Annotated in this window: 23 protein-coding genes; 9 read left to right on the forward strand and 14 right to left on the reverse strand. The window is 62.1% G+C overall.

Features of this window, described 5'->3' with window-relative positions:
- A partial coding sequence (locus ACIPL0_RS17240; protein ID WP_400731563.1) for an ATP cone domain-containing protein occupies positions 1-1385 on the reverse strand: 1385 nt, incomplete at its 3' end.
- An 854-nt stretch (positions 1386-2239) separates the two neighbouring features.
- Here ACIPL0_RS17240 and ACIPL0_RS17245 point away from each other — a divergent pair.
- The 3 genes from ACIPL0_RS17245 to fhuF are packed head-to-tail and all read left to right on the forward strand — an operon-like array spanning position 2240 to position 5303.
- Positions 2240-2977, forward strand: a complete 738-nt coding sequence (locus tag ACIPL0_RS17245; protein ID WP_400592423.1) for a response regulator — start codon at positions 2240-2242, stop codon at positions 2975-2977.
- Positions 2974-4611 carry an ATP-binding protein gene (locus tag ACIPL0_RS17250; protein WP_400592420.1) on the forward strand — a complete coding sequence of 546 codons (1638 nt, stop codon included), beginning with the start codon at positions 2974-2976 and terminating at the stop codon, positions 4609-4611. Before ACIPL0_RS17245 ends, ACIPL0_RS17250 begins: the two co-directional genes overlap by 4 nt.
- Positions 4569-5303, forward strand: coding sequence for a siderophore-iron reductase FhuF (gene fhuF / locus ACIPL0_RS17255; protein WP_400593907.1), 735 nt, complete (start codon positions 4569-4571; stop codon positions 5301-5303). The genes ACIPL0_RS17250 and fhuF overlap by 43 nt, the downstream gene beginning before the upstream one ends.
- A gap of 172 nt (positions 5304-5475) precedes the next feature.
- Here fhuF and ACIPL0_RS17260 read toward each other — a convergent pair whose 3' ends face one another.
- Both ACIPL0_RS17260 and ACIPL0_RS17265 read right to left on the reverse strand, forming a co-directional pair.
- The gene (locus ACIPL0_RS17260) at positions 5476-6195 is read right to left on the reverse strand and encodes a 4'-phosphopantetheinyl transferase (RefSeq protein WP_400592417.1); all 720 of its coding nucleotides are present in this window, start codon (positions 6193-6195) and stop codon (positions 5476-5478) included.
- Positions 6196-6434: 239 nt separating this feature from the next.
- On the reverse strand, positions 6435-7241 hold the full coding sequence (locus tag ACIPL0_RS17265) for a dienelactone hydrolase family protein (RefSeq protein WP_400592414.1): 807 nt from the start codon (positions 7239-7241) through the stop codon (positions 6435-6437).
- 183 nt (positions 7242-7424) lie between these two features.
- Here ACIPL0_RS17265 and ACIPL0_RS17270 point away from each other — a divergent pair, with 183 nt between their 5' ends.
- Genes ACIPL0_RS17270 through ACIPL0_RS17280 form a run of 3 tightly spaced genes read left to right on the forward strand, consistent with a single transcriptional unit; the run spans position 7425 to position 9753 of the window.
- Positions 7425-7679, forward strand: coding sequence for a hypothetical protein (locus ACIPL0_RS17270; RefSeq protein ID WP_400592411.1), 255 nt, complete (start codon positions 7425-7427; stop codon positions 7677-7679).
- Between the two features lie 56 nt (positions 7680-7735).
- Positions 7736-8413, forward strand: coding sequence for a response regulator (locus ACIPL0_RS17275; RefSeq protein ID WP_400592408.1), 678 nt, complete (start codon positions 7736-7738; stop codon positions 8411-8413).
- Positions 8410-9753 carry an ATP-binding protein gene (locus ACIPL0_RS17280; protein ID WP_400592405.1) on the forward strand — a complete coding sequence of 448 codons (1344 nt, stop codon included), beginning with the start codon at positions 8410-8412 and terminating at the stop codon, positions 9751-9753. The genes ACIPL0_RS17275 and ACIPL0_RS17280 overlap by 4 nt, the downstream gene beginning before the upstream one ends.
- Before the next feature lie 247 nt (positions 9754-10000).
- Here the strand turns inward: ACIPL0_RS17280 and ACIPL0_RS17285 are convergent, their stop codons facing one another.
- A complete protein-coding gene (locus ACIPL0_RS17285) occupies positions 10001-10999 on the reverse strand; it encodes an AraC family transcriptional regulator (RefSeq protein ID WP_400592403.1) in 999 nt (332 codons plus the stop codon).
- Positions 11000-11343: 344 nt separating this feature from the next.
- On the opposite strand from ACIPL0_RS17285, the gene ACIPL0_RS17290 reads away from it, so the two are divergent.
- Positions 11344-12678, forward strand: a complete 1335-nt coding sequence (locus ACIPL0_RS17290; protein WP_400592400.1) for a dicarboxylate/amino acid:cation symporter — start codon at positions 11344-11346, stop codon at positions 12676-12678.
- A gap of 284 nt (positions 12679-12962) precedes the next feature.
- Complete coding sequence (locus tag ACIPL0_RS17295) at positions 12963-14165, forward strand: CaiB/BaiF CoA transferase family protein (RefSeq protein WP_400592397.1); 1203 nt, start codon at positions 12963-12965, stop codon at positions 14163-14165.
- Here the strand turns inward: ACIPL0_RS17295 and ACIPL0_RS17300 are convergent.
- Complete coding sequence (locus ACIPL0_RS17300; RefSeq protein ID WP_400592394.1) at positions 14140-14634, reverse strand: SprT family zinc-dependent metalloprotease; 495 nt, start codon at positions 14632-14634, stop codon at positions 14140-14142. The two genes, ACIPL0_RS17295 and ACIPL0_RS17300, sit on opposite strands and share 26 nt — an antisense overlap.
- Positions 14635-14883: 249 nt before the next feature.
- Positions 14884-15486 (reverse strand): Yip1 family protein, encoded by a 603-nt coding sequence (locus ACIPL0_RS17305; RefSeq protein ID WP_400592391.1) that lies wholly within the window; start codon positions 15484-15486, stop codon positions 14884-14886.
- A gap of 418 nt (positions 15487-15904) precedes the next feature.
- On the opposite strand from ACIPL0_RS17305, the gene ttcA reads away from it, so the two are divergent.
- Positions 15905-16729 carry a tRNA 2-thiocytidine(32) synthetase TtcA gene (ttcA, locus tag ACIPL0_RS17310; RefSeq protein WP_400592388.1) on the forward strand — a complete coding sequence of 275 codons (825 nt, stop codon included), beginning with the start codon at positions 15905-15907 and terminating at the stop codon, positions 16727-16729.
- 180 nt (positions 16730-16909) lie between these two features.
- On the opposite strand, the gene ACIPL0_RS17315 is transcribed toward ttcA, so the two are convergent.
- The 8 genes from ACIPL0_RS17315 to ACIPL0_RS17350 form a co-directional block, all read right to left on the reverse strand.
- Positions 16910-17827: a dihydrodipicolinate synthase family protein gene (locus ACIPL0_RS17315; protein ID WP_400592385.1), complete on the reverse strand. Its 918-nt coding sequence runs from the start codon at positions 17825-17827 to the stop codon at positions 16910-16912.
- A gap of 180 nt (positions 17828-18007) precedes the next feature.
- Positions 18008-19045 (reverse strand): proline racemase family protein, encoded by a 1038-nt coding sequence (locus ACIPL0_RS17320; RefSeq protein WP_400592383.1) that lies wholly within the window; start codon positions 19043-19045, stop codon positions 18008-18010.
- Between the two features lie 172 nt (positions 19046-19217).
- Positions 19218-19940, reverse strand: a complete 723-nt coding sequence (locus ACIPL0_RS17325) for an amino acid ABC transporter ATP-binding protein (protein WP_400592380.1) — start codon at positions 19938-19940, stop codon at positions 19218-19220.
- Positions 19933-20583 carry an amino acid ABC transporter permease gene (locus tag ACIPL0_RS17330; RefSeq protein ID WP_400592377.1) on the reverse strand — a complete coding sequence of 217 codons (651 nt, stop codon included), beginning with the start codon at positions 20581-20583 and terminating at the stop codon, positions 19933-19935. Before ACIPL0_RS17330 ends, ACIPL0_RS17325 begins: the two co-directional genes overlap by 8 nt.
- A gap of 10 nt (positions 20584-20593) precedes the next feature.
- On the reverse strand, positions 20594-21259 hold the full coding sequence (locus tag ACIPL0_RS17335) for an amino acid ABC transporter permease (RefSeq protein WP_400592374.1): 666 nt from the start codon (positions 21257-21259) through the stop codon (positions 20594-20596).
- Positions 21252-23024 carry an aconitase X gene (locus ACIPL0_RS17340; protein ID WP_400592372.1) on the reverse strand — a complete coding sequence of 591 codons (1773 nt, stop codon included), beginning with the start codon at positions 23022-23024 and terminating at the stop codon, positions 21252-21254. Before ACIPL0_RS17340 ends, ACIPL0_RS17335 begins: the two co-directional genes overlap by 8 nt.
- Before the next feature lie 486 nt (positions 23025-23510).
- Positions 23511-24329, reverse strand: coding sequence for a transporter substrate-binding domain-containing protein (locus ACIPL0_RS17345; RefSeq protein ID WP_400592369.1), 819 nt, complete (start codon positions 24327-24329; stop codon positions 23511-23513).
- 382 nt (positions 24330-24711) lie between these two features.
- The gene (locus tag ACIPL0_RS17350; RefSeq protein WP_400593904.1) at positions 24712-25455 is read right to left on the reverse strand and encodes a helix-turn-helix domain-containing protein; all 744 of its coding nucleotides are present in this window, start codon (positions 25453-25455) and stop codon (positions 24712-24714) included.
- Between the last annotated feature and the right edge of the window lie 29 nt (positions 25456-25484).

A 25484-nucleotide genomic window follows, 5' to 3' on the forward strand; every position in this document is an offset into this window, starting at 1 on the left:
TCTTCGATGTCCATGTGCCAGGTTTCCAGGTAGGCACAGACAGCGCCCTTGCGCTTGCCACCCTGGTTGACCGCAACGGCGGTGTCGTTGACCACTTTCAGGAACGGTACGACGCCCTGGGATTTGCCGTTGGTGCCCTTGATGTACGAGCCCAGCGCGCGAACCGGGGTCCAGTCGTTGCCCAGACCGCCAGCGAATTTCGACAGCATGGCGTTGTCGTGGATCGCGTGGTAGATGCCCGACAGGTCGTCCGGCACGGTGGTCAGGTAGCAGCTCGACAGCTGTGGACGCAGGGTACCGGCGTTGAACAGGGTCGGGGTCGACGCCATGTAGTCGAAGGACGACAGCAGGTTGTAGAACTCGATCGCACGGTCTTCACGGGCTTTTTCTTCGATCGCCAGGCCCATGGCCACGCGCATGAAGAAGATCTGCGGCAGTTCGAAGCGCACGCCATCCTTGTGGATGAAGTAACGGTCGTACAGGGTCTGCAGGCCCAGGTAGGTGAACTGCTGGTCGCGCTCGTGGTTGATCGCCTTGCCCAGTTTTTCCAGGTCGAATTCGGCCAGGACCGGGTTGAGCAGTTCGTACTCGATACCTTTGGCGACGTAGGCCGGCAGTGCCTTGGCGTACAGGTCGGCCATTTCGTGGTGAGTGGCGCTCTCGGCGACGTTGAGGAAGCCCAGGCCTTCGGCGCGCAGGGTGTCCATCAGCAGGCGGGCGGTGACGAACGAGTAGTTCGGCTCACGCTCGACCAGGGTACGGGCGGTCATTACCAGTGCGGTGTTGACGTCTTTCAGCGCCACGCCGTCGTACAGGTTCTTCAGGGTTTCGTTCTGGATCAGCGCAGCGTCAACCTCGGCCAGACCTTCGCAGGCTTCGCCGATGATGGTGTTCATGCGGCCCATGTCCAGCGGCGCCAGGCTGCCGTCGTTCAGGGTGATGCGGATCGACGGGTGAGCTTCTACCGGAGCTTCGCCACCACGGCCGGCACGCTCCTTGGAGCGCTCGTTGCGGTAGATCACATAGTCGCGAGCGACTTTCTGCTCGCCGGCGCGCATCAGTGCCAGTTCGACCTGATCCTGGATTTCTTCGATGTGGATGGTGCCACCCGACGGCATGCGACGCTTGAAGGTCGCGGTGACCTGCTCGGTCAGACGGGCAACGGTGTCGTGGATACGCGACGACGCGGCGGCGGTGCCGCCTTCAACTGCGAGGAATGCTTTGGTGATGGCCACGGTGATCTTGTCGTCGGTGTAAGGGACGACGGTGCCGTTACGCTTGATCACGCGCAGTTGACCCGGAGCGGTCGCGGACAGGTCTTGCTGGGTCGCACCTGTCTGCGGCGCCGGGGCCTGCGGATTCTCGCGAGTTGTGTCTGTTTGCATGGGTGTCTCCACGTTCTCTATGTTTGATTGGGCACTGACTGCGTACCCACCGTTCCGTCTTGAAGCATTCGACCGACAGGCGTCGGTAAAAAGACTTCAAAACGGATGGGAAAGGCTTATGTGCGCCATCCCTGGCTTTGAAGTCCAAAAGGGCACGGGTCTGACCCGTCACCCGGATAAATCCGATGCAGAATGCTCGTTCTTTGTTGCAACACTCATACCGTTACGCGTAAATCCTGAAGCTCGTGTCTGCGCTGTGTGAGGCAGTGATCAGGTGGTAATTCCGGCGGTGATTCAGCCCGTAGGGCGCAAGAAAAAAGCTTGAAATGTCTCGGTCACTTGTGTTTGGTATTTCGACTCAACCCCTACATGTAGGGTCTGGCTGAGCAGCTAGGTACAAGATTATGTGTTAGCAGCGGTAAATGCAACGTACGACCTGTGGATAAGTCTGTGTGTAATTTGTGTGAGATTTGGGGAAATCCCGTGTAGGCCGCGTAGTCACTGGGATGGGCGCCGATCAGCGAATTTTTACCGCCGTAATTAGACCGGATGGTTTTTTCGGGGGCGCGAAACCTATCACAAATCAGGCATCTGGCAAGGGGCATCGGGCGGGTGGTCGGGTTGTTACAATCCTTTGCTTTGCACAGCGAAAATTCACATGCCGTACGCTGGACCTTGTAGGAGCTGGCTTGTCCTGCGACCGGCTGCGAAGCAGTCGTAAATCCGGTATACGCGGTGTGTCAGAAAGGCATGGTCGTCAGGGTTTGCTGCCGGTTCCCGGCAGGTCGCGGGACAAGCCACGCTCCTACAGGACGATGGTGTTCCATTAATAAGAAGAAACCGGAGAAAACGTCGTGCAGCAACCCCCCTGGCATGTGCTGATCGTTGAGGATGACCTGCGGCTGGCCGAGCTGACCCGCGATTACCTGGAAAACAACGGCCTGCGGGTCAGTCTGGAAGGGGATGGCGCGCGGGCGGCGCAGCGGATCGTGAGCGAGCAGCCGGATCTGGTGATCCTCGACCTGATGCTGCCCGGCGAAGACGGCCTGAGCATCTGCCGCAAGGTTCGCCAACGCTACGACGGGGCGATCCTGATGCTCACTGCGCGCACCGACGACAGCGATCAGATCCAGGGCCTGGACCTGGGCGCCGACGATTACGTGAACAAGCCGGTGCATCCCCGGGTTTTGCTGGCGCGCATTCATGCCCTGTTGCGTCGCAGCGAAGCCACCGAGGCGCCGGCGCAGGTGCCACGTTGCCTGGAATTCGGCCCATTGCGGGTCGACAACGCCCTGCGCGAGGCCTGGCTCAACGGCCAGGGCATCGACCTGACCAGCGCCGAGTTCGACCTGTTGTGGCTGCTGGTGGTCAACGCCGGGCGCATTCTGTCTCGCGAAGAACTCTTCACCGCCCTGCGCGGCGTCGGTTATGACGGCCAGGATCGCTCCATAGATGTGCGCATCTCGAAAATCCGCCCCAGAATCGGCGACGATCCGATCCACCCGCGCCTGATCAAGACCGTGCGCAACAAAGGCTATCTGTTCGTTCCGGAAGCCGCTCGCGACATGCCCATTTCGACGGCGGACCGATGAACTCCATTTTCCTGCGCATCTATGGCGGCATGCTCGGCGTGCTGGTGCTGGTGGCGCTGCTCGGCGTGCTGACTGTGCATCTGGTCAACAGTGTGCGCAGCGAGCAATACCGCGAAGAGCTGGCCCACGGCACGTTTACCCTGATGGCCGACAACCTCAAGCCCATGAACGAGATCGAGCGCACCCGTGCCCTCGCAGTGTGGGAGCGATTGCTGGGCATTCCGCTGGCCTTGCAGACCGCCGAACAGGCGCATCTGGACGGCGGCGCGCGCAATCGCCTGAGCCGCGGGCTGGTGGTGGTCGAGCAGCTTGGCCCCCACGCGGCGCGGGTGTTTCGCGAAGTCGATGCCAGCGTGTCGGGTAGGCCCGGCAGCGCCGTGCTGCTGATCGGCGAGGTGCAGCAGATCAGCGAGCAACTGGCGCGGGCGACGATCTTTCTGCTGCTCGACGAGTTGGTGCGCTTTCCCGAGGACGAACAGCCGCTGCGTCTGGAAACCCTGCGCCTGACCAAGGGTTTCGGCTTCGACCTGCACCTGATTCGTCTGGAACAAGCCGATGTCGATGACGATCAGCGCCGCCGCATCGACGAAGGCGATACGGTGATGGTGCTGGGCAAAGGCGGCGATTCGATTCGCGTGCTGTCCGGCGTCGGTGAAACGCCGTGGGTGCTGGAAATCGGCCCGCTGTATCAGATGAACCCCTATCCGCCGGAGCTGCTGGCGCTGATCGCCTGCCTCGGCCTGTGCCTGATCGGGCTGGTGGTGTATCGCCTGGTGCGCCGCCTCGAACGCCGTCTGCGGGTGCTGGAAGCAGCGGCCACGCAGATCGCCCAGGGCAGCCTCGACACCCGCGTGCCCACCAGCGGCGCCGATTCGGTAGGGCGGCTGGCCTCGGCGTTCAATGGCATGGCCGAGCATCTGCAGCAATCATTGACGATCCAGCGCGAGTTGGTGCGCGCGGTGTCCCATGAACTGCGCACGCCGGTGGCGCGCCTGCGCTTCGGGCTGGAGATGATCGGCGAGGCTGGCACCCCGGAAGCGCGGCACAAATACATGGTCGGCATGGACAACGACATTCAGGACCTCGACAAGCTGGTCGACGAGATGCTGACCTACGCGCGGCTGGAGCAGGGCTCGCCGACGCTGAATTTCCAGCGCATCGACCTCGACGCCCTGATCGATCAGGTCATTACCGAACTGGCCCCGCTGCGAGCCAAGGTCCGGGTCAGTCGCGGGCAATGTCTGCATGTTGATGCCGATGGCGAAGAGGAGGGCGCCTGGGTCGAGGCCGAGCCGCGTTATCTTCACCGGGCCCTGCAAAACCTGCTGAGCAATGCCCTGCGCCATGCCGACGCCGAGGTCCGCATCGGTTATCAACTGGGGCAGGCGCGCTGCCGCATCGATGTCGAAGACGACGGCCCCGGCGTGCCGGAAAGCGCCTGGGACCGCATCTTCACCCCGTTCATGCGTCTGGACGACAGCCGCACCCGGGCGTCGGGCGGGCATGGATTGGGGCTGTCGATCGTGCGGCGAATCATCTACTGGCACGGTGGCCGCGCCTTGATCGGCCGCAGCCAGACGCTGGGCGGCGCCTGCTTCAGCCTGGCCTGGCCGCGTCGGCAGGAGCAGGAATGAGCCAGGATCTGTTCGACGGCCCGTTGCGCGAATTCGCCGGCAGCGTGTTGAGTGATGAGGTCGGGCCCACCCTCGGCTTATCTGAATTGCTCCGTGACGAAAGCCTCGACCGCCTGCTGTTGCGGGTGTATGGCGCTGAACTGTTCGCCAGTCAGAAGCCGGTGCTGGTCTCGCAGTGGAGCAAGTACGTGTTCATGCAGTTGATTCCGCCGGTGCTGGTGGCGAGTCTGGTGCATGGTGTGGGCTGGCCGTTGGGGCTGGATCGGCTGAGGTTTGCGCTGGATGAACGAGGGTTGCTGGATGGCGTGCGTTTTGATGGCGAGCCCGTGGCCGTGACGGATTCGCCCGATCCGTTTCAGCGCTTTGCCGCGTTACTGGATTGTCTGCAGCAGGTCGTCGAGCGATTGAGCGCTCACGGTAGCGTTGCGCCGGGCGTGTTATGGGGCAACGCCGGGGATTATCTGGAAACCTGCCTGCGCCGTTTGAGCGAGGTCAGCGATGTGCCGCTGGCGGCGGGGTATGGCTTGTTGCAGCAGCGGTCGAAGCCGGATGGGCGACGTAATCCGCTGTTCAATGCCGTGCTTTATATAGAGGGGGCAGACGGGCGCAGAGTCAGGCAGCGGCGCAGCTGTTGTTTGAGCCACCGGGTCGAGTGGGTGGGGCGGTGTGAGCATTGCCCGTTGGAAGGGTAGGCGCGGCATGCTGAACCGTATCTGACACCGCAATCTTGTGGGAGGGAGCCCTGCTCGCGAATGCGTCAGACCGGCAAATATGTAGCGTCGGACCTTACGCATTCGCGAGCAGGGCTCCCTCCCACAGGGGTATGTGTGTATGCCCCGGCCCCGTCGTGTTCCGAGAGAAGAGCTATACGGGAATACCGACCAGACTCAACAATTGCCCGTCCATCACGCTGAACTGCGCATCCAGCGCCTTGCCGCTGTGCCATTCGCTGGACAGGTCGATCTTCAGGCGCAGGCGCGCGTGGCCGGTTTCCGACCAGCTCAGCAGTTCGGCGTCTTCGAAATAGAAACGCTTGAGCACGATGGGGTAGAGCGCCTTGAACAGGCTTTCTTTCAGGGAAAAGGTCAGGGTCACCAGCAGCGCCAGCTGATGCTCCGGTCCGGCTTCCATGCGCTGCAGCTCGTCGGCGGTGAGGATTTCCCCGGCCAGCCGCGCCGCGCGTTCGCTGCTCATCAGTTGCTCGACGTCCATGCCCAGCCCGCGCCAGTGCTGTCGGTTGGCAACGATCGCTGCTGCCCAACCGGTGCTGTGGGTGATCGAGCCGCATACGTCCTGCGGCCAGACCGGCGCACGGTCGTCGCCAATCGGCGGCACATGCACGCGGCCATCCAGCAAACGCATCGCTTCGCGGGCACACAGCCGCCCGGCGAGGAATTCGCTCTGGCGCTTGGCGACCGAGCGCTGAATGCTGGCCGGCGGCTCGATCAGGCAGCGCTGAAAGTCATTGGCGGTGAGGGCGTGCGGGTCGAAGGCGGCACTGACCAGCGCCACCTCGGCCAACGGCTGGGGCAGCGGCCAGTGGGCAGTGAGGGTGGGGCAGCAGGCGGGCAGGAATGTGTTCATGGGGCGGGATTGTGCCGGAATCAGAACATCATGTGCTATCGACCTGTCTGTCACCGAACCTGTAGGAGCTGGCTTGTCCTGCGAGCGGCTGCGCAGCAGTCGTAAAACCTGACGACTATGTCTTTCTGACACACCGCGTTTACCGATTTTACGACGACTGCGTCGCCGGTCGCAGGGCAAGCCAGCTCCTACAGGTTTTGCGGTGTTGATGAGGTCGGTGATCGACCGGGAAACGGGTTCTACATCGTCGAATTCTTCGCAAACTGCTCTTTCAGAAACGCCTTCATGTCCGCCCACGAGCTCATGTCGGCCTTTTCGTTGTAGCCGATGTCCGGGCCGCCGTGGTCGCCGTGGCTGAGTTTGTCGGCGTCGGGGTTGGTGAAGCCGTGTTTGGCGCCGTCGATGCCGACGAATTTGTAGTCGGCCTTGGCGGCGTCCATTTCCTTCTTGAAGTCGGCGACGTTCTGCTGGGTGACCATGGTGTCGCCGTTGCCGTGTTCCACCAGCATCGGCACCTTGGTCACGCCGGCTTTAGCCTGGGTCTTGCTGGCCAAGGCACCGTGGAAACTCACCACGCCAGCCAGCGGTTCGCCGCGCCGGGCGGCGTCAAGCACCACGCCACCGCCGAAACAGTAGCCGATGGCAGCGATTTTCTTCGGATTGGTTTCCGGCTGCTTTTTCAGTTGCTCGACACCCGCGTCAAAGCGCCGGGTCGAGGCGGCGCTGTCCGCCGTGGCCGCCTGCATGAAGGCCATGGCGTCTTTCGGGTGTTCGGTGTTCTTGCCTTCGCCGTACATGTCGATGGCCAGCGCGCTGTAGCCGAGCACCGCGAGATCGCGGGCGCGGCGTTTGGCGTAATCGTTCAGGCCCCACCATTCGTGGACCACCACCACGCCGGGGCGCGGGCCCTTGATGGCGTCGTCATAGGCGTAATAGCCGACAAGTTTGGTGCCGTCCGGGCCTTGATAATCGATGGTGCGGGTTTTCACTTCGGCCTGGGCAAGGCCCGCCAGGCACATGAGGGTCAGGGCTACGAGCAGTCGCATGGTCGGTCTCCTGTGAGGTGTGCGTGTGGCAGAGAGCCTAGTCGACTCTGCCGGTTCTGTTCCGACCCCAGGCGCTACCCGGACGTTCAGCGCGGGTTCAGAAGGTGTTCAGGAGGGGTTCAGAACCCGCTGGGTATGCTGGACCCCGTCATCACCAAGGCGCCCGGCGCCGGAGGACCGCACATGCAGACGTTCAACAAGTTTTTCCTGGCTCTGGCATTTCTCGGCGGCAGCGCGGCCGCCCAGGCGAGCGACGCCTATATCGACGCCGCCCGTATCGATCTGATCAAGAACAGCCGAAAACCTGCGGGATCAATGTTGCCGAGCCCGGCTAAACTGTCCATCGCCAGTCCGACGGCAAGCACGGCCTACACGTCGCGTCTGCCGAGTTTGAGCCAGGGTTCGGACAGCTACTTGCCCGTTCAGCACCGGCTGTAAGCGTCTGCGTTCAATCATTACCCATCGAGAGGTATGCCTTTGTCCGGGAGAGCGTCATGAAATTGCTGGTTGTCGAAGATGAAGCGCTGTTGCGCCATCACTTGCAGACCCGTCTGACCGAAAGTGGCCACGTGGTCGAAGCGGTGGGCAATGCCGAGGAAGCGCTGTATCAGGCCGGCCAGTTCAATCACGACCTGGCGGTGATCGATCTCGGCCTGCCGGGCATTGGCGGGCTGGACCTGATCCGCCAGTTGCGGGCGCAGAACAAGGCATTTCCGATCCTGATCCTGACCGCCCGCGGCAACTGGCAGGACAAGGTCGAAGGGCTGGCGGCCGGCGCCGACGACTACGTGGTCAAGCCGTTCCAGTTCGAAGAGCTGGAGGCGCGCTTGAATGCGTTGTTGCGGCGTTCCAGCGGCTTCACCCAGTCGACCATCATCGCCGGCCCCCTGACCCTGGACATCAACCGCAAGCAGGCCTCGCTGGAAGAGCAACCGCTGGCGTTGACCGCCTACGAATACCGGATTCTCGAATACCTCATGCGCCACCATCAGCAGGTGGTGGCTAAAGAGCGCCTGATGGAGCAGCTGTACCCGGATGACGACGAGCGCGATCCGAACGTGATCGAAGTGCTGGTCGGCCGTCTGCGTCGCAAGCTGGAAGGGCCGGGTGGCTTCAAACCGATCGATACCGTGCGCGGGCTGGGCTATCTGTTCACCGAGCGCTGTCGATGATTCGTTCGCTTCGCGTTCGTCTGATGCTGGCCGCCGCCACCCTGGCGGTCATCTTCATGTTGTTGATGCTGCCGGCGTTGCAGAGCGCATTCAGCCTGGCGCTGGAAAGCTCCATCGAGAAACGTCTGGCCTCCGATGTGACCACGCTGATTTCAGCGGCGCGGGTCGAAGACGACCGTCTACTGATGCCGAGACTGTTGCCCGGCGAGCAATTCAGCCTGCCGGACAGCCGCCTGCTCGGCTACATCTATAACCGCGCCGGCAAGCTGGTGTGGCGGTCCCGTGCCACCGAAGACGAATCCATCGAATACCAGCCTCGCTACGACGGCCGTGGCGCCGAATTCGCCAAGATCCGCCAGCCCAATGGTGAAGAGTTCTTCGTCTATGACGTGGAAATCAAGCTGCTCGGCGGGCGCAACGCGGCGTTCAGCATCGTCGCCCTGCAACCGGTGCGCGAGTATCAGGAAACCATCTCCGGCCTGCGCGAGAAGCTGTATCTGGGCTTTGGCGGCGCCTTGCTGGTGCTGCTGATTCTGCTCTGGGTCGGTCTGACCTGGGGCTTGCGCTCGCTCAAAGGCATGAGTCAGGAGCTGGATCAGGTCGAGGCCGGCTCGCGGGAAAGCCTCAGCGAGCAGCACCCCAGCGAATTGCTGCGCCTGACCGGCTCGCTCAACCGTCTGTTGCGCAGCGAGCGTGAGCAGCGCATCCGTTACCGTGATTCGCTGGGCGACCTGGCCCACAGCCTGAAAACCCCGCTGGCGGTGTTGCAGGGCGTCAGCGAGAAAATCGCCAAACGCCCGGAAGACCGCGAGCAGGCGCGCATTCTGCAATCGCAGATCGAACGCATGAGCCAGCAGATCGGCTACCAGTTGCAGCGCGCCAGCCTGCGCAAGAGCGGCCTGGTGCGCCATTACGTGGCCTTGAAGCCGGTGGTCGAGAGCCTGTGCAATACGCTGGAGAAGGTCTATCGAGACAAGCGCGTCCAGGTGGTGCTGGAGCTGCCGGACGACAGCCAGGTGCAGATGGAAGAGGGCGCCTTGCTGGAAATGCTCGGCAACCTGCTGGAAAACGCCTACCGCCTGTGTCTGGGCGAGGTGCGGGTCAGCTGGCGCGGCTCGCTGGAAGGCGACGAATTGTGCATCGAAGACGACGGCCCCGGCGTGCCGCAGAGCCAGCGCGCACGCATCCTCGAACGCGGCGAACGGCTGGACCGGCAGAACCCGGGGCAGGGCATCGGCCTGGCGGTGGTCAAGGACATCATCGAAAGCTACGGCGCCAGGCTGACGCTGGGGGATTCACAGCTGGGCGGCGCGGCGTTCAGGATTCATTTTGCGGTGTAGGTGCTGCGCAACCCCTGTAACCGCCACGCAACCCCTGTAGGAGCGCGCTTGCCCGCGATGGCGGTGTATCTAAAACGCAGCGGATACCGGTCAATCGCAATCGCGGGCAAGCGCGCTCCTACAGAGCGCCAAAAACATTGTGGGAGCGAATTCATTCGCGAGGGGCCAGTCCTGTCGCTACAAATCTTGCGCCTGACGGACCGCAATCGCGAGCAAGCTCACTCCTACAATAGTTTGTGGCGGGCGTTCAAATCTCCTGCGCCCGATAAGCCCCCGGCGTCAGCCCCGTCCATTTCTTGAACGCCCGGTGAAACGCTGACGGCTCGGAAAACCCCAATTGCTCGGCGATCTGCTGCAACGACAGGTCGGCCTGGCCCAAATGGAAAATCGCCATGTCCCGGCGCAGTTCGTCTTTCAATCCCTGGAAACTGGTGCCTTCGTCACGCAAATGGCGGCGCAGGGTCTGCGGGCTGATGTGCAACTGGTCGGCGACGGCTTCCAGGTCCGGCCAGTTGTTGCAGTCGCGGCTGAGCAGACGACGCAGCTGGCTGCTGAGGCTGTCGCCGTCGTCCGGGCGGGCCAGCAGATCGGCTGGGGAGCGTTCGAGAAAGCGTTTGAGCGTACGCTCGTCCTGCTGCAACGGCAGGGTCAGGTAGCGCTGATGGAAGGTCAGCGCGGTCTGCCCGGCGTCAAAGTGAATCGGGCAATAGAACAGCAAGTCATATTCGGCGCCATGGGCCGGTCTTGGGTAGGCAAAGGTGGCCTGCTCCAGACGGATACGCTGACCGATCAACCAGCTCGCCAGGCGATGCCAGATCACCAGCAGTGACTCACTGAGAAAATGCTCCGGGTCGCGCAGGTTGCTGTCGTCCAGGGCCAGCCGTACCCATTCGCCATCGTGCGCAAGGCTCAGGCGCGGCGCCCCGGCGAACAGCCCGTAAAACAGAAAGCCGCGTTGCAACGCCTTGTCCAGCGTGCGGCAGTGGATCACAGCGTGGCACATCATGGCGAAGCTGCCGCGCTTGCTCGGCGCCTGGGCGAAACCCATGTATTCGTCGTCCAGCTCCCGCCACACCCCCTGGATCAGCCGGGCGAACTGCTCTGGCGCAATACGTGCGCGGGGCTCGCCGAGCAGCTCGGGCTGGATGCCGGCCTGTTCCAGAATCGGTGCGCAATCGAGGTCATAACGCTGGGCACCCTGCAGGACGGCGCGGGCGAAGTGGCTGGCAATGGTTCGGTGGCGCATGGCAGGCCCATAGTCATTTTCGATGCCGGGAGTGGCCTCGATGGTAGGCAGTCATCGGTTGCAGCAGCAAGGCGGATACCCGCCAATGCGCCGGTCGATTTGTCGGAAATGGGCGGAAATCCGCCATCGTTTCCGGATATTTCCAGCTAGGGTTAAACAGGTGGTCCTTGCCGTTCGGGGCTTTCAGGGAAAAAACGGATGATGGCACGGGGCTTGCGATACAGGCAGCAGAGAATTGCCTCCGGGCAGCTCGACAACAACAAATCTCTCCGTGCAGGAGGGTTCGTACTTTAGGCGTCCAGGCATAAGGATCGATGCCCAGCGATGCTCTTGAGGAAACTGCAATGACGACTCGTCAGCCACTGTACAAATCCCTGTATTTCCAGGTGATCGTCGCAATCATCATCGGTATTGCGGTCGGCCACTGGTATCCCGATGCCGGTAAAGCGCTCAAACCCCTGGGCGACGGCTTCATCAAACTGATCAAAATGGTCATCGCCCCCATCATCTTCTGCACCGTGGTCAGCGGCATCGCCGGCATGCAGAACATGAAATCGGTCGGCAAGACCGGCGGCTACGCGCTGCTGTATTTCGAGATCGTTTCCACCATTTCCCTGATCATCGGTCTGGTCGTGGTCAACGTGGTTCAGCCGGGTGCCGGCATGAACATCGACGTATCGACCCTGGACGCCTCCAAGGTCGCTGCCTACGTCACCGCGGGCAACGATCAGAGCGTGATCGGCTTCATCCTCAACGTCATCCCGGCCACCATCGTCGGTGCGTTCGCCAACGGCGACATCCTGCAGGTGCTGATGTTCTCGGTGCTGTTCGGTTTCGCCCTGCACCGCCTGGGTGCCTACGGCAAGCCGGTGCTGGACTTCATCGACCGCTTCGCTCATGTCATGTTCAACATCATCAACATGATCATGAAGCTGGCGCCGCTGGGCGCGCTGGGTGCCATGGCGTTCACCATCGGTGCTTATGGCGTCAGCTCGCTGGTGCAACTGGGTCAGTTGATGATCTGCTTCTACATCACCTGCCTGCTGTTCGTGCTGCTGGTGCTGGGTTCCATCGCTCGCGCTCACGGTTTCAGCATCCTCAAGCTGATCAAGTACATCCGCGAAGAACTGCTGATCGTACTGGGTACCTCGTCGTCCGAGTCGGCCCTGCCACGCATGCTGATCAAGATGGAGCGTCTGGGCGCGAAGAAATCCGTTGTCGGTCTGGTCATCCCGACCGGTTACTCGTTCAACCTCGACGGCACCTCGATCTACCTGACCATGGCTGCAGTGTTCATCGCCCAGGCGACCAACGCGCACATGGACATCACCCACCAGATCACCCTGCTGCTGGTGCTGCTGCTGTCCTCCAAGGGCGCAGCCGGTGTCACCGGTTCCGGCTTCATCGTGCTGGCAGCGACCCTGTCGGCCGTGGGTCACCTGCCGGTGGCCGGTCTGGCGCTGATCCTGGGTATCGACCGCTTCATGTCCGAAGCCCGCGCCCTGACCAACCTGGTCGGCAACGCCGTGGCCACGCTGGTTGTCGCCAAGTGGGTGAACGAGCTGGACGTACCGCAAATGCAGGCCGAGCTGGCCTCGGGCGGCCGTGGCATTGAGCAGGAGCGTCCAATGGATGACCTGGGCGTTGCCGAAGGTCATGCGCCGGTGGGTCGTTCCTGATCCGTTAGTGTGACGCTGCAGTGAAAACCCGTCCGTGGGCAACCCGGACGGGTTTTTTATTGGCTCCGTTTTTTGTACGGCGTTCCGACGTCATCGCGAGCAAGCTCACTCCTACACTGGTGTGCGCCATCATTGTAGGAGTGAGCTTGCTCGCGATGACGATAGACGGTGCGCAGCCATTTCGGAGGCCGACCGTGTCAGTCTTGATTACATGTTCGGTCATTGCCCTTCAATACGCGGGTGCCTACGCTGACCCCATCCACCGCTGATCAGGGATGTCCGCCATGCCAGGCCCGTTGTCTTCGCTCAAAGTCCTCGATTTCTCCACGCTGCTGCCCGGGCCGTTCGCTTCGTTGCTGCTGGCGGACATGGGCGCCGAGGTGTTGCGTATCGAATCGCCGACCCGGCTGGACCTGCTGCGGGTGTTGCCGCCCCATGATCAGGGCGTGTCGGCCAGTCATGCTTACCTCAACCGCAACAAACGCAGCCTGGCGCTGGATCTCAAACAGCCCGAGGCCATCGAGGTGGTCAAGCGGCTGGTCGCCGACTACGACATCATCCTTGAGCAGTTCCGCCCGGGCGTGATGGACCGGCTGGGCATCGGCTATGAAGCGCTGAAGGCCATCAACCCACGGCTGATCTACGTGGCAATCACCGGTTACGGGCAGACCGGGCCGTACCGCGAGCGGGCCGGGCATGACATCAACTACCTGGCGCTGTCTGGGATCGCCGCGCAGACCGGGCGTCAGGACAGCGGTCCGTTGCCGTTGCCGGTGCAGGTGGCGGACGTTGCCGGTGGCTCGCTGCACGGGGTGATCGGCCTGCTGGCTGCGGTGGTCGCCCGCAATCAAAGCGGGCAGGGCCAGTACGTCGACGTGAGCATGACCGACTGTGCGTTCAGCCTGAACGCGTTGGCCGGGGCCGGTTATCTGGCGGCGGGCGTCGAGCCGCAGCGCGAAGAGCAGATGCTCAACGGCGGTAGTTTTTACGATTACTACCGCAGCCGTGACGGGCGCTGGTTTGCCGTGGGCAGCCTGGAACCGGGCTTCATGCAGGCGCTGTGCGCCGTGTTGCAGCGACCGGAACTGGCGGCACGGGGGCTGTCACCGGCTGCGGACGATCAGCGAGCGCTCAAACAGGAGCTGCAGATGGAGTTTGAACGCCGCAGTTTCGCCGAACTTGAACGCCTGTTTGCCGGAATAGACGCTTGCGTCGAACCGGTACTGGATTTCTCCGAAGCGCTGCAACACCCGCAATTGCAGGCGCGCGAGGTGGTGACTCAGGTGCCGAGAGAAGACGGCAGCGTGCAGGCGCAGATGGCCTGCCCGCTGAAGTTTTCCCAGGGTTTGCCAGCGCCACGGCATATCGGTGCGGTATTGGGGGCGCACAGTGAAGAGGTGTTGCGCGAGGCGGGGTATGGCGCGGACGAGATTGATGCGTTGCGCGAATCGGGCGCTGCGCTTATTCCACCCGTGTCTCACCGCTGAACACCAGAATCTCCCGGCAGCGCCGGCACAGATAACGACGGCCCTGGCGCACCAGCTTGTGGCGCTGGCCGGAGAACGGGAAGTCGCTTTCCGGGCACGGGCAGCGATAGATATAGCGGGTCACGCTGCGGCGCTTGATCTCGTAGTTATGGCAGCGGTGCGGCGGCAGTTCGTACACGCCGCGCATGATCAGCTGCCATTCCTCGCCGTGGGGCTGGATGGTGTCGCCGAACAGTTGGTGGGCCACCAGATGCGCCACCTCGTGGGCCACGGTCTGGCGCAGGAAATCTTCACTGTTTTCGCGGTACAGCACCGGATTGAAGCGCAGCAGGTTTTCGTGCAGGTGCGCGACACCGGCCTTCTGGCCACGCAGCTTCAGGCTGACGACCGGGCGTTTGAAAGGGCGTTTGAAAAAGTCTTCGGCTTGTTGGTAACAGGATTCGACGCGGGAATTGAGTTGCTCGAGCATGCTTCATCGGTCTCCAGAGGAGGCGAGTATGCCGCAAAGCGTGTGGGTGTCGAACAGGTAAAAGCCGAATGGTCTTCCAATACCTGTAGGAGCTGGCTTGTCCTGTGAGCGGCGACGAAGTCGTCGTAAAACCGGTGAACGCGGTGTGTCAGAAAGACATAGTCGTCAGGTTTTACGACTGCTTCGCAGCCGCTCGCAGGACAAGCCAGCTCCTACAGGTGGAGTGTGTTCAATCCATCGCGTCGAATTTCAATTGGTGTATTCCGGCCCCACCCCGATCCCCCACAGCACCACGGTAAAGGCCATGATCGCCACCAGCACCACCAACCCCACCGCCAGCACGGAGCTGGAGAACATGAAGCCTTCGTCCGGGTGGATGTTCATGAACACCGGCAGGCCCACATAGAGCAGGTAAACCGTGTAGCAGATCGCCGCCAGACCCACCATCATGCCCAGCCACATGTGCGGATACAGCGCCGCCAGGCCGCCGAGGAACAGCGGTGTTGCGGTGTAGGTGGCGAAGGCCACGCAGCGCGCCAGGCTCGGGCTGGCGTCGTAGGTGCGCGCCATCCAGTGAATGAAACCGCCCATGACACCGACCCCGGCGAGCATGGCGATGTACGACATGATGGTCATCCAGATCGCGCTTTCGCTGGTCAGCATCACCGGCGCGCGACTGCCGATGACCCAGCCGACCTGGGTGGTGCCTATATAAGCCGAAATAGCCGGAATCGCCGCCAGGACCAGCGTATGGGTGAGGTACATGTGGCCGATGGTTTCTTCTTTGTCGCCACGTATCTGTTGCCATTCCTGGTCGGGGTGTGTGAACAGCCCCCAAACGTGATGGATCATGCCCGTTACTCCTCGTCGTCTATGCGATCGCTTCGCAAGAAGCGCCTGACGATCCAGTGCCGTCAGGGGAAGGCCACAATCTACAAGGGTATGGCTGCGACCTCTGATGCCAGTATAGAAAGCGCAAGGCCACGAAAACCGTGGCCTTTAGAGTAATTGGCGCATTCAAATGGGGGGCTAATAGCTGTTGGTGATCAACAGCACATGACAGCCGGATGAACGGTAGGTTTCGTTGTGGTTCGCCATGACGGCCTTGTAGGAGTGAGCTTGCTCGCGATAGCGGAGGGTCAGGCAAGAACAGGTATCTGACGGATGGCAATCGCGAGCAAGCTCACTCCTACAGGGGGCGTTACCTGTCATGACGTTTATGCGTAAAATACCGGCCCTTTCCAGAGTCACAGCGAGCGAAACCAGCGCCATGGGCACCCTTTCCGTCAATCAGAACAAACTGCAGAAGCGTCTGCGTCGGCTTGCGGGCGAGGCCGTGGCCGATTTCAACATGATTGAAGAGGGCGACAAGGTCATGGTCTGCCTGTCCGGCGGCAAGGACAGCTACACCATGCTCGACGTGCTGATGCACCTGCAGAAGGTCGCGCCGATCAAGTTCGACATCGTTGCGGTGAACATGGACCAGAAGCAGCCGGGTTTCCCCGAGCACGTGCTGCCGGCCTACCTGAAAGAACTGGGCGTCGAGTACCACATCGTCGAGAAGGACACCTACTCGGTGGTCAAGGAGCTGATCCCGGAAGGCAAGACCACCTGCTCGCTGTGCTCGCGCCTGCGTCGCGGCACGCTGTACACCTTTGCCGACGAGATCGGTGCGACCAAGATGGCGCTGGGTCACCATCGCGATGACATCGTCGAGACGTTCTTCCTCAACATGTTCTTCAACGGCACCATCAAGGCCATGCCGCCGAAGCTGCGCGCCGACGACGGCCGTAACGTGGTGATCCGCCCGCTGGCGTACTGCGCCGAGAAGGACATCCAGGCCTATTCGGACATGAAGCAGTTCCCGATCATCCCGTGCAACCTCTGCGGCTCGCAGGAAAACCTGCAGCGTCAGGTGGTCAAGGACATGCTTCAGGAATGGGACCGCAAGACCCCGGGCCGTTCGGAAATGATCTTCCGCAGCCTGCAGAACGTGGTGCCGTCGCAACTGGCCGACCGCAACCTGTTCGACTTCACCAGTCTGAAAATCGACGAAACTGCGGCGTCGCGGTTTGTGAATGTGGTGAATATCTAACCACGCGATATACGCGATCCCCTGTAGGAGCTGGCTTGTCCTGCGAAGCAGTCGTAAAACCTGACGACTATGTCTGTCTGACACACCGCGTTTACCGGTTTTACGACGACTGCGTCGCCGCTCGCAGGACAAGCCAGCTCCTACAGGTGGCGAATCCATCCCGTGTCAGGTGTTGGCGTTTTAAAGCCCCACCTCCGGCAACACCGGCCGGTTGGCCAGCGCCGTCTTCATCAGCCCCTCGACGTATTCCCGATCACTGTCCGGCAGCGCCAGGCGCGGTGGGCGGGTGAGGGCGCTGCCGCGTTCCATGATCGCTTCGCAGAGCTTGATGCATTGCACCAGATCCGGCCGCGCATCCAGGTGCAGCAGCGGCATGAACCACTCGTAAAGCGCCATCGCCTCGGCGAATCGTCCCGCTTTTGCCAGGCGGAACAGGGTTTCGCCTTCTTTCGGGAAGGCGTTGGACATGCCCGACACCCAACCCACGGCGCCCACCGCCACGCTTTCCACCAGCACATCATCGAGGCCTGCGAACAGCACGAAGCGGTCGCCGACTTCGTTGCGCACATCGATAAAGCGGTTGGTGTTACCGGATGAATCCTTGAAGCAGACGATGTTGTCGCAGTCGGCCAGGGAAATCAGGATGTCCGGCGTCACGTCGTTCTTATAAATCGGCGGATTGTTGTAGACCATCATCGGCAGGTCGGTGGCGCCGGCCACGGTGCGGAAATGCGCGGCGGTTTCGAACGGTTTCGAGGAGTACACCAGCGCCGGCATCAGCATGATCCCGTCGGCACCGGCTTTCTGCACGTCCTTGGCGACGGCGCAGGCATTGGCGCTGGTGAATTCGGCGATCCCGGAAATCACCGGCACGCGCCCGGCCGAGGCGTCCTTGGCGACTTCCACCAGGCTGATCTTCTCGGCCACGCTCAACGACGTGTTCTCGCCCACGGTGCCGCAGATCACCAGCCCCGACACGCCGTCGCGCACCAGGTTGGAGATGACGGTGTGGGTGGCCTCCAGGTTGAGGGAGAAATCGTCGTTGAATTGGGTGGTAACAGCAGGGAAAACCCCGTTCCAGCTTACGGAAGTGCTCATGAGTGTCTCCTGGGTGAGTTAAAGGTATTTCGTATACGTTTTGTTTTGAGCGAATGACGCCCGGTTGAATTTGAAATGCATGCCCCTTGTAGGAGTGAGCTTGCTCGCGATGCGGTAGATAAGACGCGTTGATGGTGACTGACACGACGCCATCGCGAGCAAGCTCACTCCTACAGTTCTCTACAGCTCCAACCCCACCGGCCAGGTATCCGTCAACTTGTACCCCTCCGGCCACGGGTCGCTCGGGTCGAGCAGGTGTTGATGGGTGCCGGTGATCCACGCCCGCCCGCGCAGGCTCGGCACGATGGCCGGGCGGCCGGCGACTTCGGTGACGCGCTGGATCTGGCAGTGAAATTCCGAACCGATGATCGAACGGCCGATAAAGCGTTCGCCGACCTGCAACTGGCCCTTGGCATGCAGCACCGCCAGCCGCGCCGAACAGCCGGTGCCGCAGGGCGAGCGGTCGATCTTGCCGGGGCGGATCACCACGGCATTGGCGGCATTCGCTACGCCGCCGTCACGGTTCACCGGCGCGGCAATCTGGCAGAAGGAAATATGGTTCCAGTCCTTGTTCAGCGGGTGGCTGAAACCGAGCTGTTCGTTGGCGGCCTTGGTGATTTTCAGGCCGGTTTCCACCAGATCTTTTGCTTCGTCGGCGGTCAGCACGAAGCCCAGCTTCGTCGAATCGATGATGGCGAAACTGTCGCCACCATAGGCGGTGTCGACCTGGATCGAACCCAGCCCCGGCACCTCGATCCACACGTCCAGCTGGTCGGCGAAGGAGGGGTGGTTATGCACCTCGACGCTCTGCACCTTGCCGTCACGGCACTGGGCAATGGCCTCGATCAGGCCGCCGGGGGCTTCCAGCACCAACCGGGTTTCCGGTTCGGTCATCGGCAGGATGCCGCTGTCGAGCAGCACCGTCGCCACGCACAGCGAGTTGGAACCGGACATCGGCGGCACGTCGGCCGGCTCCATGATGATCCAGCCCATCTGCGCCTTCGGGTTTTTCGGCGGCACCAGCAGGTTGACGTGACGGAACACTCCGCCGCGCGGCTCGTTGAGCATGAAATTGCGCAGCACGTTGTCCTTCTCGATCCAGCGGGACTGCTCCCAGATCGTCTCGCCCGGCGGCGGTGCGACCCCGCCGACGATCACATCGCCGACTTCACCTTCGGCGTGACAACTGACCACATGAATCACTTTCGATGAGCGCATGAAGCGAAGCCCTCCTGTCAGAACGTAGCCATGGTCTGGCGGACAATGAATGACCTGTGGGAGTGAGCTTGCTCACGAAGAGGCCGGTACATTCGCCGCCTCTTCAGCGGCCGATATTCAGCATTCGCGGGCAAGCCCGCTCCCACAGAACCTCATCTTTGCGGTTACGTATTCACTTGATCGACCGCAAGAAATCCGCCGTCTCCGGACGTTGCGGGTTGCCGATCACCTGGTCCGGCGGGCCGATCTCGTGGACCAGGCCGTTGCGGAAAAACGCCACGCGGTCGGACACGTCGCGGGCGAAGCGGATCTCGTGGGTCACCAGAATCATGGTCATGCCGTCTTCGGCGAGCATGCGCATGGTGTCCAGCACTTCGCCCACCAGTTGCGGGTCCAGCGCCGACGTGGCCTCGTCGAACAGCATGTAGTTGGGCGACATCGCCAGCGCCCGGGCAATCGCCATACGCTGCTGCTGGCCGCCGGACAGCTTGCCGGGAAACACCTTGAGCTTGTCGCCCAGGCCCACGTGGGTCAGTTGCTTGACCGCCAGCGCCTCGGCTTCCTCCTTGCTTTTGCCGAGCACCGTGCGCGGGGCGAGCATCACGTTTTCCAGCACGGTCAGGTGCGGAAAGGCGTTCCATTGCTGGAAGACGATGCCGATCTTCTGCCGCAGCTTGTTGATGTCGGTGCTCTTGGCGTGGACCTCGGTGCCGTCGACGCGGATGCTGCCGCTCTTGATCGACTCCAGGCCGTTGATGCACATCAGCAGGGTCGACTTGCCCGAGCCCGATCCGCCGATGATCGACACCACTTCGCCTTTTTCCACCTGCAGGCTCACGCCCTTGATCACTTCCAGCTCGCCGAACGATTTGTGTAGGTTGTCGATCTCAATCATTTTCCTGCCACCTCGTTTCCAGTCGGGCGCCGATACGGGCGATCACCAGACTCATGACGTAGTAAATGAGACCTGCGATGCACAGCACCAGCAGCGGTTCCTGAATGCGCACGACGATGGTCTGCGATGCCCGCAGCAGCTCGACGATGCCGATCCACATCACCAGCGCGGTGTCTTTCATCACCCCCAGCAGCAGGTTGATCCAGCCGGGGAACGCCACCCGCGTGGCCATCGGCAGGACGATCTTGCGGATGTCCTGCCAGTAGCTCATGCCCAGCGAACGGCTGGCCCGGCGCAGGCTCAGCGGTACCGACAACACGCCGCTGCGGACGATCTCGGTGCAGTAAGCGGTGACGTACAGGCCGAGCACGATGCAGGCCACGGTGAAGGCGCTCCAGTTCAGCCCGGCGATGCTTTTCAGGGCGTTGAACAGGACGAACTGGATCAGCAGCGGCACGCTGCGGAACACGTCCAGCAGCCAGGCCAGGGGAATGGTGCTGCGCGGTAGCAGGGCGCGACCCATGCCACAGACCACCCCGGCAAGCGTGCCGATGATCATCGAGACGATGGTCAAGAGAATGGTCACCCACGCGCCTTGAAGCATGAATTGCAGGTCGTTCCAGCTGAAGGTGCTGTTGAACATGCTCGACTCCTCAGTACCGGAACAGGCGCCATGACAGCAGCCGTGCCACGGCCACGATCAGTTTGGCGATCAGGTAATAGAGCACCGCCGCGATGGCGAAGAACTCGAAGGTGCGGAAGGTGCGCACGTTGTAGTCCTGGGTCACCCCGGTGAGGTCGTTGTTGAGGCCGACGATCACCCCCATCGAGGTCATCAGCACCGCCCAGACCATCTGGTTGGTCAGCGGGTAGAACACGATGCGCAGCAACTGCGGAATCACGATCAGCCGGTATGCCTGAAAGGCGCTCATGCCCAGCGAACGGGCCGCGCGCAACTGGGTATCGGGCACCGCGTTGAGGCCGCCCCGGAAGTTTTCCGCCAGATAGCCGGCGTTGTTGATGGTGATCCCCGCGAGCAGGGCCAGCCAGGAACTGACGTGCAGGCCGAACGAGCCGAGGCCGAAATACAGGATGTACACCTGAAACAGCGACGGCGTGTTGCGGGCGATGGAAATCCAGGTCATGGCGAAGCCGCGCAGCAGGCGATTCTTGCCCTGGCGCATGAACACCAGAAACAGCGCGATGATGACCCCGAGAATCATCGACAGCGCGGCCGTTTCGAAGGTCACCACAGCGCCCTGCAGCATGTCCGGCAAGGCTTTGAACGCGGCGCGCCAGTGGAAGTTGTAATCAAACATGCGCAGCGGCCTCCGCTTGTTCGGCGGTGTGCAGCCACAACGGCAGGCGCCCGCTGGCGACACCGCTGCAGGCGCTGTCGACGCATTCGGCGAGGCTGGCGAAATGCACCCGGCGACCCACCAGCCCTGGCGCGTAATGGGCGTATTTGCCGGAGTTGGTCATCAGTGTGCGCGCGGTCTGCGGAATCACCGGTTCGCCGAGCATGCACCAGCAGGTGTCGGTGACGAATTGCACGCCGAAGCGCTCCAGCGCAGCGACATGGCCGGCCTGTTGCGCCCGTTCCAGAGTGGCGCGGCCGCAGGTGATCACCACCGCCACGCTGTCGTGCTTGCGCAGGCCGTGGCAGAGGCGGGCGAGGGTGGCGCATTCGCTCAGGGAAAAATGCGGGTTGCCGAGGGTGACGGCATCCACTTGCGGGCTCTGCGCGCTGTTCAACTCGCGCCAACTGTGCAGCAGCTCGACCGGCTCGATACGCAGGGTCTTGGCTGGCGGATGTCCGCCAAGGGCCAGTTCCACGGTGGTCGCCTCGGGTGTGACCCCGGCAATGTGGAACATCGGCGCGGCGGAGGTGGTGGCGAACGCAGCGCCAAAGGCCTTGAGGTCGTCCAGATCGGGGCCGAGCAGTTCCAGCCCGCAGATCACTGGAATCTCGGCGCCGCAGAGCAGGCCGATGTGATAACCCAGCAATGGATAGAAACTGTCGTCCAGACCTTCCAGAGCTGGCACGTCGATGCGCAGGGTCGCCAGACGCTGCGAAGTCAGGTGGCAGCCGATCTTCGGCGCGCGGCCGGTGAGGGCGATGCAGATGTCCAGATAGTCCGGGTACTTCAGGGTGCGCGCGCCGATCACACTGTTGGCGTAGACCACGGCGTTGGACTCGGCCCAGACGATCTGGTCGCCGAGTTCCGGGGCGCTGTCGAGCAGGTAAGGGGCGCAGGTGAAACTGATGCGCGCGCCCATTTCCAGATAGGCATCGCCGAGGCGGCTGGCCGGTTCGCCCAGCGCCGGGTCGACGCCCAGTTCGCGCCAGCGGCGTTTGTCTACCGAGATTGAGTTGAGGGTGGTCGGCACGCGCACATGGGCGTCCCAGTCCACCAGTTGCCGGGCGAAGCGCAGGCTTGCCGGGCCGGTATAGATGCAGCCGTCGATGTGCGCCTGGCTGATGTCGATCAACTCGGTGGCGCCTTGCAGTTCGGCCATGCTCAGGATGATGCCCATCGCTACCTGCGCGGCCTTGCCGTAGGCACCGTCGAGAAAGGCCTGATCCATTTCGGTGAGGCTGATACGGCTGTTGGCAGTGCTGTGGGGAATGTTCGGCTGTTTGAGTGGCAGTTCGGGCGGCAGGTTGTCGAACGTCCGCACCTGGCCATCCTCGACCCGCACGAACTTCGCTTCACGTAACGCGGCGAAACCGGCTTCGCCCAGGCTGATCACCGGAATCGAGTGGCCGAACATTTGTTTCGCCACCAGCACGCCGAGGGTGAGGATGTCTTCGACCCGCTCGAACACCAGCGCCGCCGGGGCGTGGCCGTTGAGGATCAGTTCCAGCAACACGCTGCTGCCGGTACACGAGCCGCGCCCGCTGGGAATCGCCAGCACGCGACCGTTAATGAATTGCCCGCTGAGCGGGTGATGGCGGTCGATGACCTCGCCGGTAAACGGCTCGACCCCGCCCCAGAAGCTCAGGCCGATATCGGCGTAGAGCAGTTCGCCCTGCGCACTGCCCGGGACCAGACAGCGTCCGTTCAACGAAACTTCAGACATCGTGGGCTCCTGAATTGAGGGCTTGAGTCCTTCGGTGCACGTCATTGTCACGCTCAACACCGACCCCTCGTGGGAGCCGGCTTGCTGGCGAAGGCGGTGTGTCAGTCAATACGTCATTACCTGAACTGACGCTTTCGCCAGCAAGCCGGCTCCTAAAGGTTTCGGGTACGGCACATAAAACGGATATTGCACCGAGCCTTTGTAGGAGTGAGCTTGCTCGCGAAAGCGGTGTGTGAGGCGATGCATCTGTGTCGGACATATCGCCATCGCGAGCAAGCTCACTCCTACAGGTTTTGGGTACGGCACATAAAACGGATATTGCACCGAGCCTTTGTAGGAGTGAGCTTGCTCGCGATGGCGCCGTATCAGGCGATGCATCTGTGTCGGACGTATCGCCATCGCGAGCAAGCTCACTCCTACAGGTTCCGGGTTCGGCGCAGAAAACGGGCGTTGCGCCGAATGTGTACGGTTTGGCTCAAACAGGGATCAGTAATAAACCCCCGGCACGGTCAGGTTGGCAGGCTTGATTTCGTCACCCACCCATTTCTTCCACAGCTCTTCGTAACGGCCGGTGCGCACCTGTTGGTTGACGAACAGGTTTAGGTAATGGATCAGGCCGTACTCGCTGCGTTTGGCCGCCAGCGACACATAGTCGATGACGTAAGGCGCGTTACCGGCGACTTTCAGGCCCTTGTATTTGCCCGACTTGAGGGTGGCGGCGGCGACGGTGTTGGTGACCACCGTGGCGTCGATATGGCCCTGGGCGACGGCGAGGATGGTGTCGTTCTGGGTCTGGTAGGCGCGGAAGCTGCCGCTGCCCCAGGCTTTCTGGTCTTTTTCCAGAGCGATGGCTTCATAGGTGCCGCTGGTGTTGCCGACGTTCTTGCCCTTGAGGTCTTCGTACTTGCTGATGCCGGTGTTGTCGCGGGTCAGCACTACCATCTGGAAGGCGAAGTAGGGAATGGTCATGGCCACGGTCTTGGCGCGCTCCAGGGTGTCGGAGGTGGACGCCACGATCACGTCGGCGCGTCCGGACACCAGCGCAGGGATGCGGTCCGGGAAGGGCGTTTCGACCACTTCGGCGGTCACACCGAGCACCTTCGCCAGGTCGTTGCAATAATCGACGTCGAATCCGACCGGGTTGTTCTTATCGTCGCGCGAACCCATGGGCGGGAAGTCCAGGGTCACGGCGCAGCGCAGTTTGCCGGAGTCGATGATGTCATCGAGCTTGTCGGCCTGCGCGGTGTTGATAAAGGAAGAACTCATTACAGCGAGGAGGGCTACGGCAACAACGGGGTTTTTCATAGAAGCCTCGATGGATGCAAGTAATGGAACGGCCGGATAAGTAATTTCGTATACGATATTTTTCTATGCAGGGTACGTGCCCGTTTTGCCACTATTGGCTGCAGGGCTCTGGATGGGCGGGGTTGCCCTATTGAGCGTAGTGAAGGGCGAGCGGGTGGTGTTACATAAAGGAGCAAAAATGCGCGGGGTGCTTCATAGATGCACGTTGCGGCGGGAGCACTGCCATGGCTGCCACTGCCGGGATCATTGTGGGAGCGAATTCATTCGCGAGAGGCCGGTACAGCCGACATGCCTCTGTCGGCTGACACATTTTTCGCGAATGAATTCGCTCCCACAGTGATCTTGCTGTGGCCTCACAGGGTTATCCCGGTAGCCCATGGCGTTAGCCCTGCGCATCCCGATACTCACTCGGCGACACGCCGGTCAGGGCGCGGAACTGGCGGCTGAAGGCGCTGTGGTCGGTGTAGCCGCAGCGCAGGGCGATTTCGGTGATCGACAGATCTTCGCGCAGCAGGCGTGAAGCCTCGCCCAGCCGGGCCTTGTGGATCATCTGCCGGGGCGTCAGCTGGAAGATCCGCTTGCAGTGCCGCTCCAGTTGCGCGATCGACAGCCCGGCGATGGCGGTCAGTTCTTCCAGCAGGATCGGCCGGGCGAAGTGCTCACGGATATAGGCATCGACCTCGACCAGCTTCTGATAGGCCGGATGCGCCTGCAGCGTGTGCAGATCGCGGGAAATCCCGGCCAGGCCGATGATCGCGCCGCCCGCATCGCGCAGGGCGAGCTTGTGAGTCAGGCACCAGATCGGCTGGTTACCGTAATACAGGTGCAGTTCCAGTTGATCGCTCAATTGCCTGCCATCGGCCAGCACGCGGCGGTCCTGGGCGGTGTACAGCGGGCCGAAGCGTGGCGGAAACACATCCTCGGCGGTGCGCCCGACCAATTGGCTTTTCTCTTTGCAGCCGCAGCGTTGCGCCAGGGTCTGGTTGACCAGCGCGTAACGGGCCTGGGCGTCCTTGACGAAAAACACCACGTCGGGCAACGCATCGAACAGCGGCGCGACCCGTTCCAGGCTGCTCAGCAACTGGTCGAGATCGTGCAGCGGCGCGGCGGGGATCAGGTCGATCATGTTCACGGGGCAGATGGCCACAAGGTGGA

Source organism: Pseudomonas sp. NPDC090208, assembly GCF_044746785.1.
Classification (GTDB): domain Bacteria; phylum Pseudomonadota; class Gammaproteobacteria; order Pseudomonadales; family Pseudomonadaceae; genus Aquipseudomonas.

What these genes read in the sequence shown, in the direction of transcription:
- ACIPL0_RS17300 (WP_400592394.1), bottom strand. Translation starts at nt 14,634, where the DNA reads ATGCTCGAGCAACTCAATTCCCGCGTCGAATCCTGTTACCAACAAGCC.
- ACIPL0_RS17325 (WP_400592380.1), bottom strand. Translation starts at nt 19,940, where the DNA reads ATGATTGAGATCGACAACCTACACAAATCGTTCGGCGAGCTGGAAGTG.
- ACIPL0_RS17265 (WP_400592414.1), bottom strand. Translation starts at nt 7,241, where the DNA reads ATGCGACTGCTCGTAGCCCTGACCCTCATGTGCCTGGCGGGCCTTGCC.
- ACIPL0_RS17345 (WP_400592369.1), bottom strand. Translation starts at nt 24,329, where the DNA reads ATGAAAAACCCCGTTGTTGCCGTAGCCCTCCTCGCTGTAATGAGTTCT.
- ACIPL0_RS17275 (WP_400592408.1), top strand. Translation starts at nt 7,736, where the DNA reads ATGAAATTGCTGGTTGTCGAAGATGAAGCGCTGTTGCGCCATCACTTG.
- ACIPL0_RS17335 (WP_400592374.1), bottom strand. Translation starts at nt 21,259, where the DNA reads ATGTTTGATTACAACTTCCACTGGCGCGCCGCGTTCAAAGCCTTGCCG.
- ACIPL0_RS17280 (WP_400592405.1), top strand. Translation starts at nt 8,410, where the DNA reads ATGATTCGTTCGCTTCGCGTTCGTCTGATGCTGGCCGCCGCCACCCTG.
- ACIPL0_RS17330 (WP_400592377.1), bottom strand. Translation starts at nt 20,583, where the DNA reads ATGTTCAACAGCACCTTCAGCTGGAACGACCTGCAATTCATGCTTCAA.
- ACIPL0_RS17250 (WP_400592420.1), top strand. Translation starts at nt 2,974, where the DNA reads ATGAACTCCATTTTCCTGCGCATCTATGGCGGCATGCTCGGCGTGCTG.
- ACIPL0_RS17320 (WP_400592383.1), bottom strand. Translation starts at nt 19,045, where the DNA reads ATGCGCTCATCGAAAGTGATTCATGTGGTCAGTTGTCACGCCGAAGGT.
- ACIPL0_RS17315 (WP_400592385.1), bottom strand. Translation starts at nt 17,827, where the DNA reads ATGAGCACTTCCGTAAGCTGGAACGGGGTTTTCCCTGCTGTTACCACC.
- ACIPL0_RS17340 (WP_400592372.1), bottom strand. Translation starts at nt 23,024, where the DNA reads ATGTCTGAAGTTTCGTTGAACGGACGCTGTCTGGTCCCGGGCAGTGCG.
- ACIPL0_RS17350 (WP_400593904.1), bottom strand. Translation starts at nt 25,455, where the DNA reads ATGATCGACCTGATCCCCGCCGCGCCGCTGCACGATCTCGACCAGTTG.
- ACIPL0_RS17290 (WP_400592400.1), top strand. Translation starts at nt 11,344, where the DNA reads ATGACGACTCGTCAGCCACTGTACAAATCCCTGTATTTCCAGGTGATC.
- ACIPL0_RS17260 (WP_400592417.1), bottom strand. Translation starts at nt 6,195, where the DNA reads ATGAACACATTCCTGCCCGCCTGCTGCCCCACCCTCACTGCCCACTGG.
- ACIPL0_RS17270 (WP_400592411.1), top strand. Translation starts at nt 7,425, where the DNA reads ATGCAGACGTTCAACAAGTTTTTCCTGGCTCTGGCATTTCTCGGCGGC.
- ACIPL0_RS17305 (WP_400592391.1), bottom strand. Translation starts at nt 15,486, where the DNA reads ATGATCCATCACGTTTGGGGGCTGTTCACACACCCCGACCAGGAATGG.
- ttcA (WP_400592388.1), top strand. Translation starts at nt 15,905, where the DNA reads ATGGGCACCCTTTCCGTCAATCAGAACAAACTGCAGAAGCGTCTGCGT.
- ACIPL0_RS17285 (WP_400592403.1), bottom strand. Translation starts at nt 10,999, where the DNA reads ATGCGCCACCGAACCATTGCCAGCCACTTCGCCCGCGCCGTCCTGCAG.
- ACIPL0_RS17295 (WP_400592397.1), top strand. Translation starts at nt 12,963, where the DNA reads ATGCCAGGCCCGTTGTCTTCGCTCAAAGTCCTCGATTTCTCCACGCTG.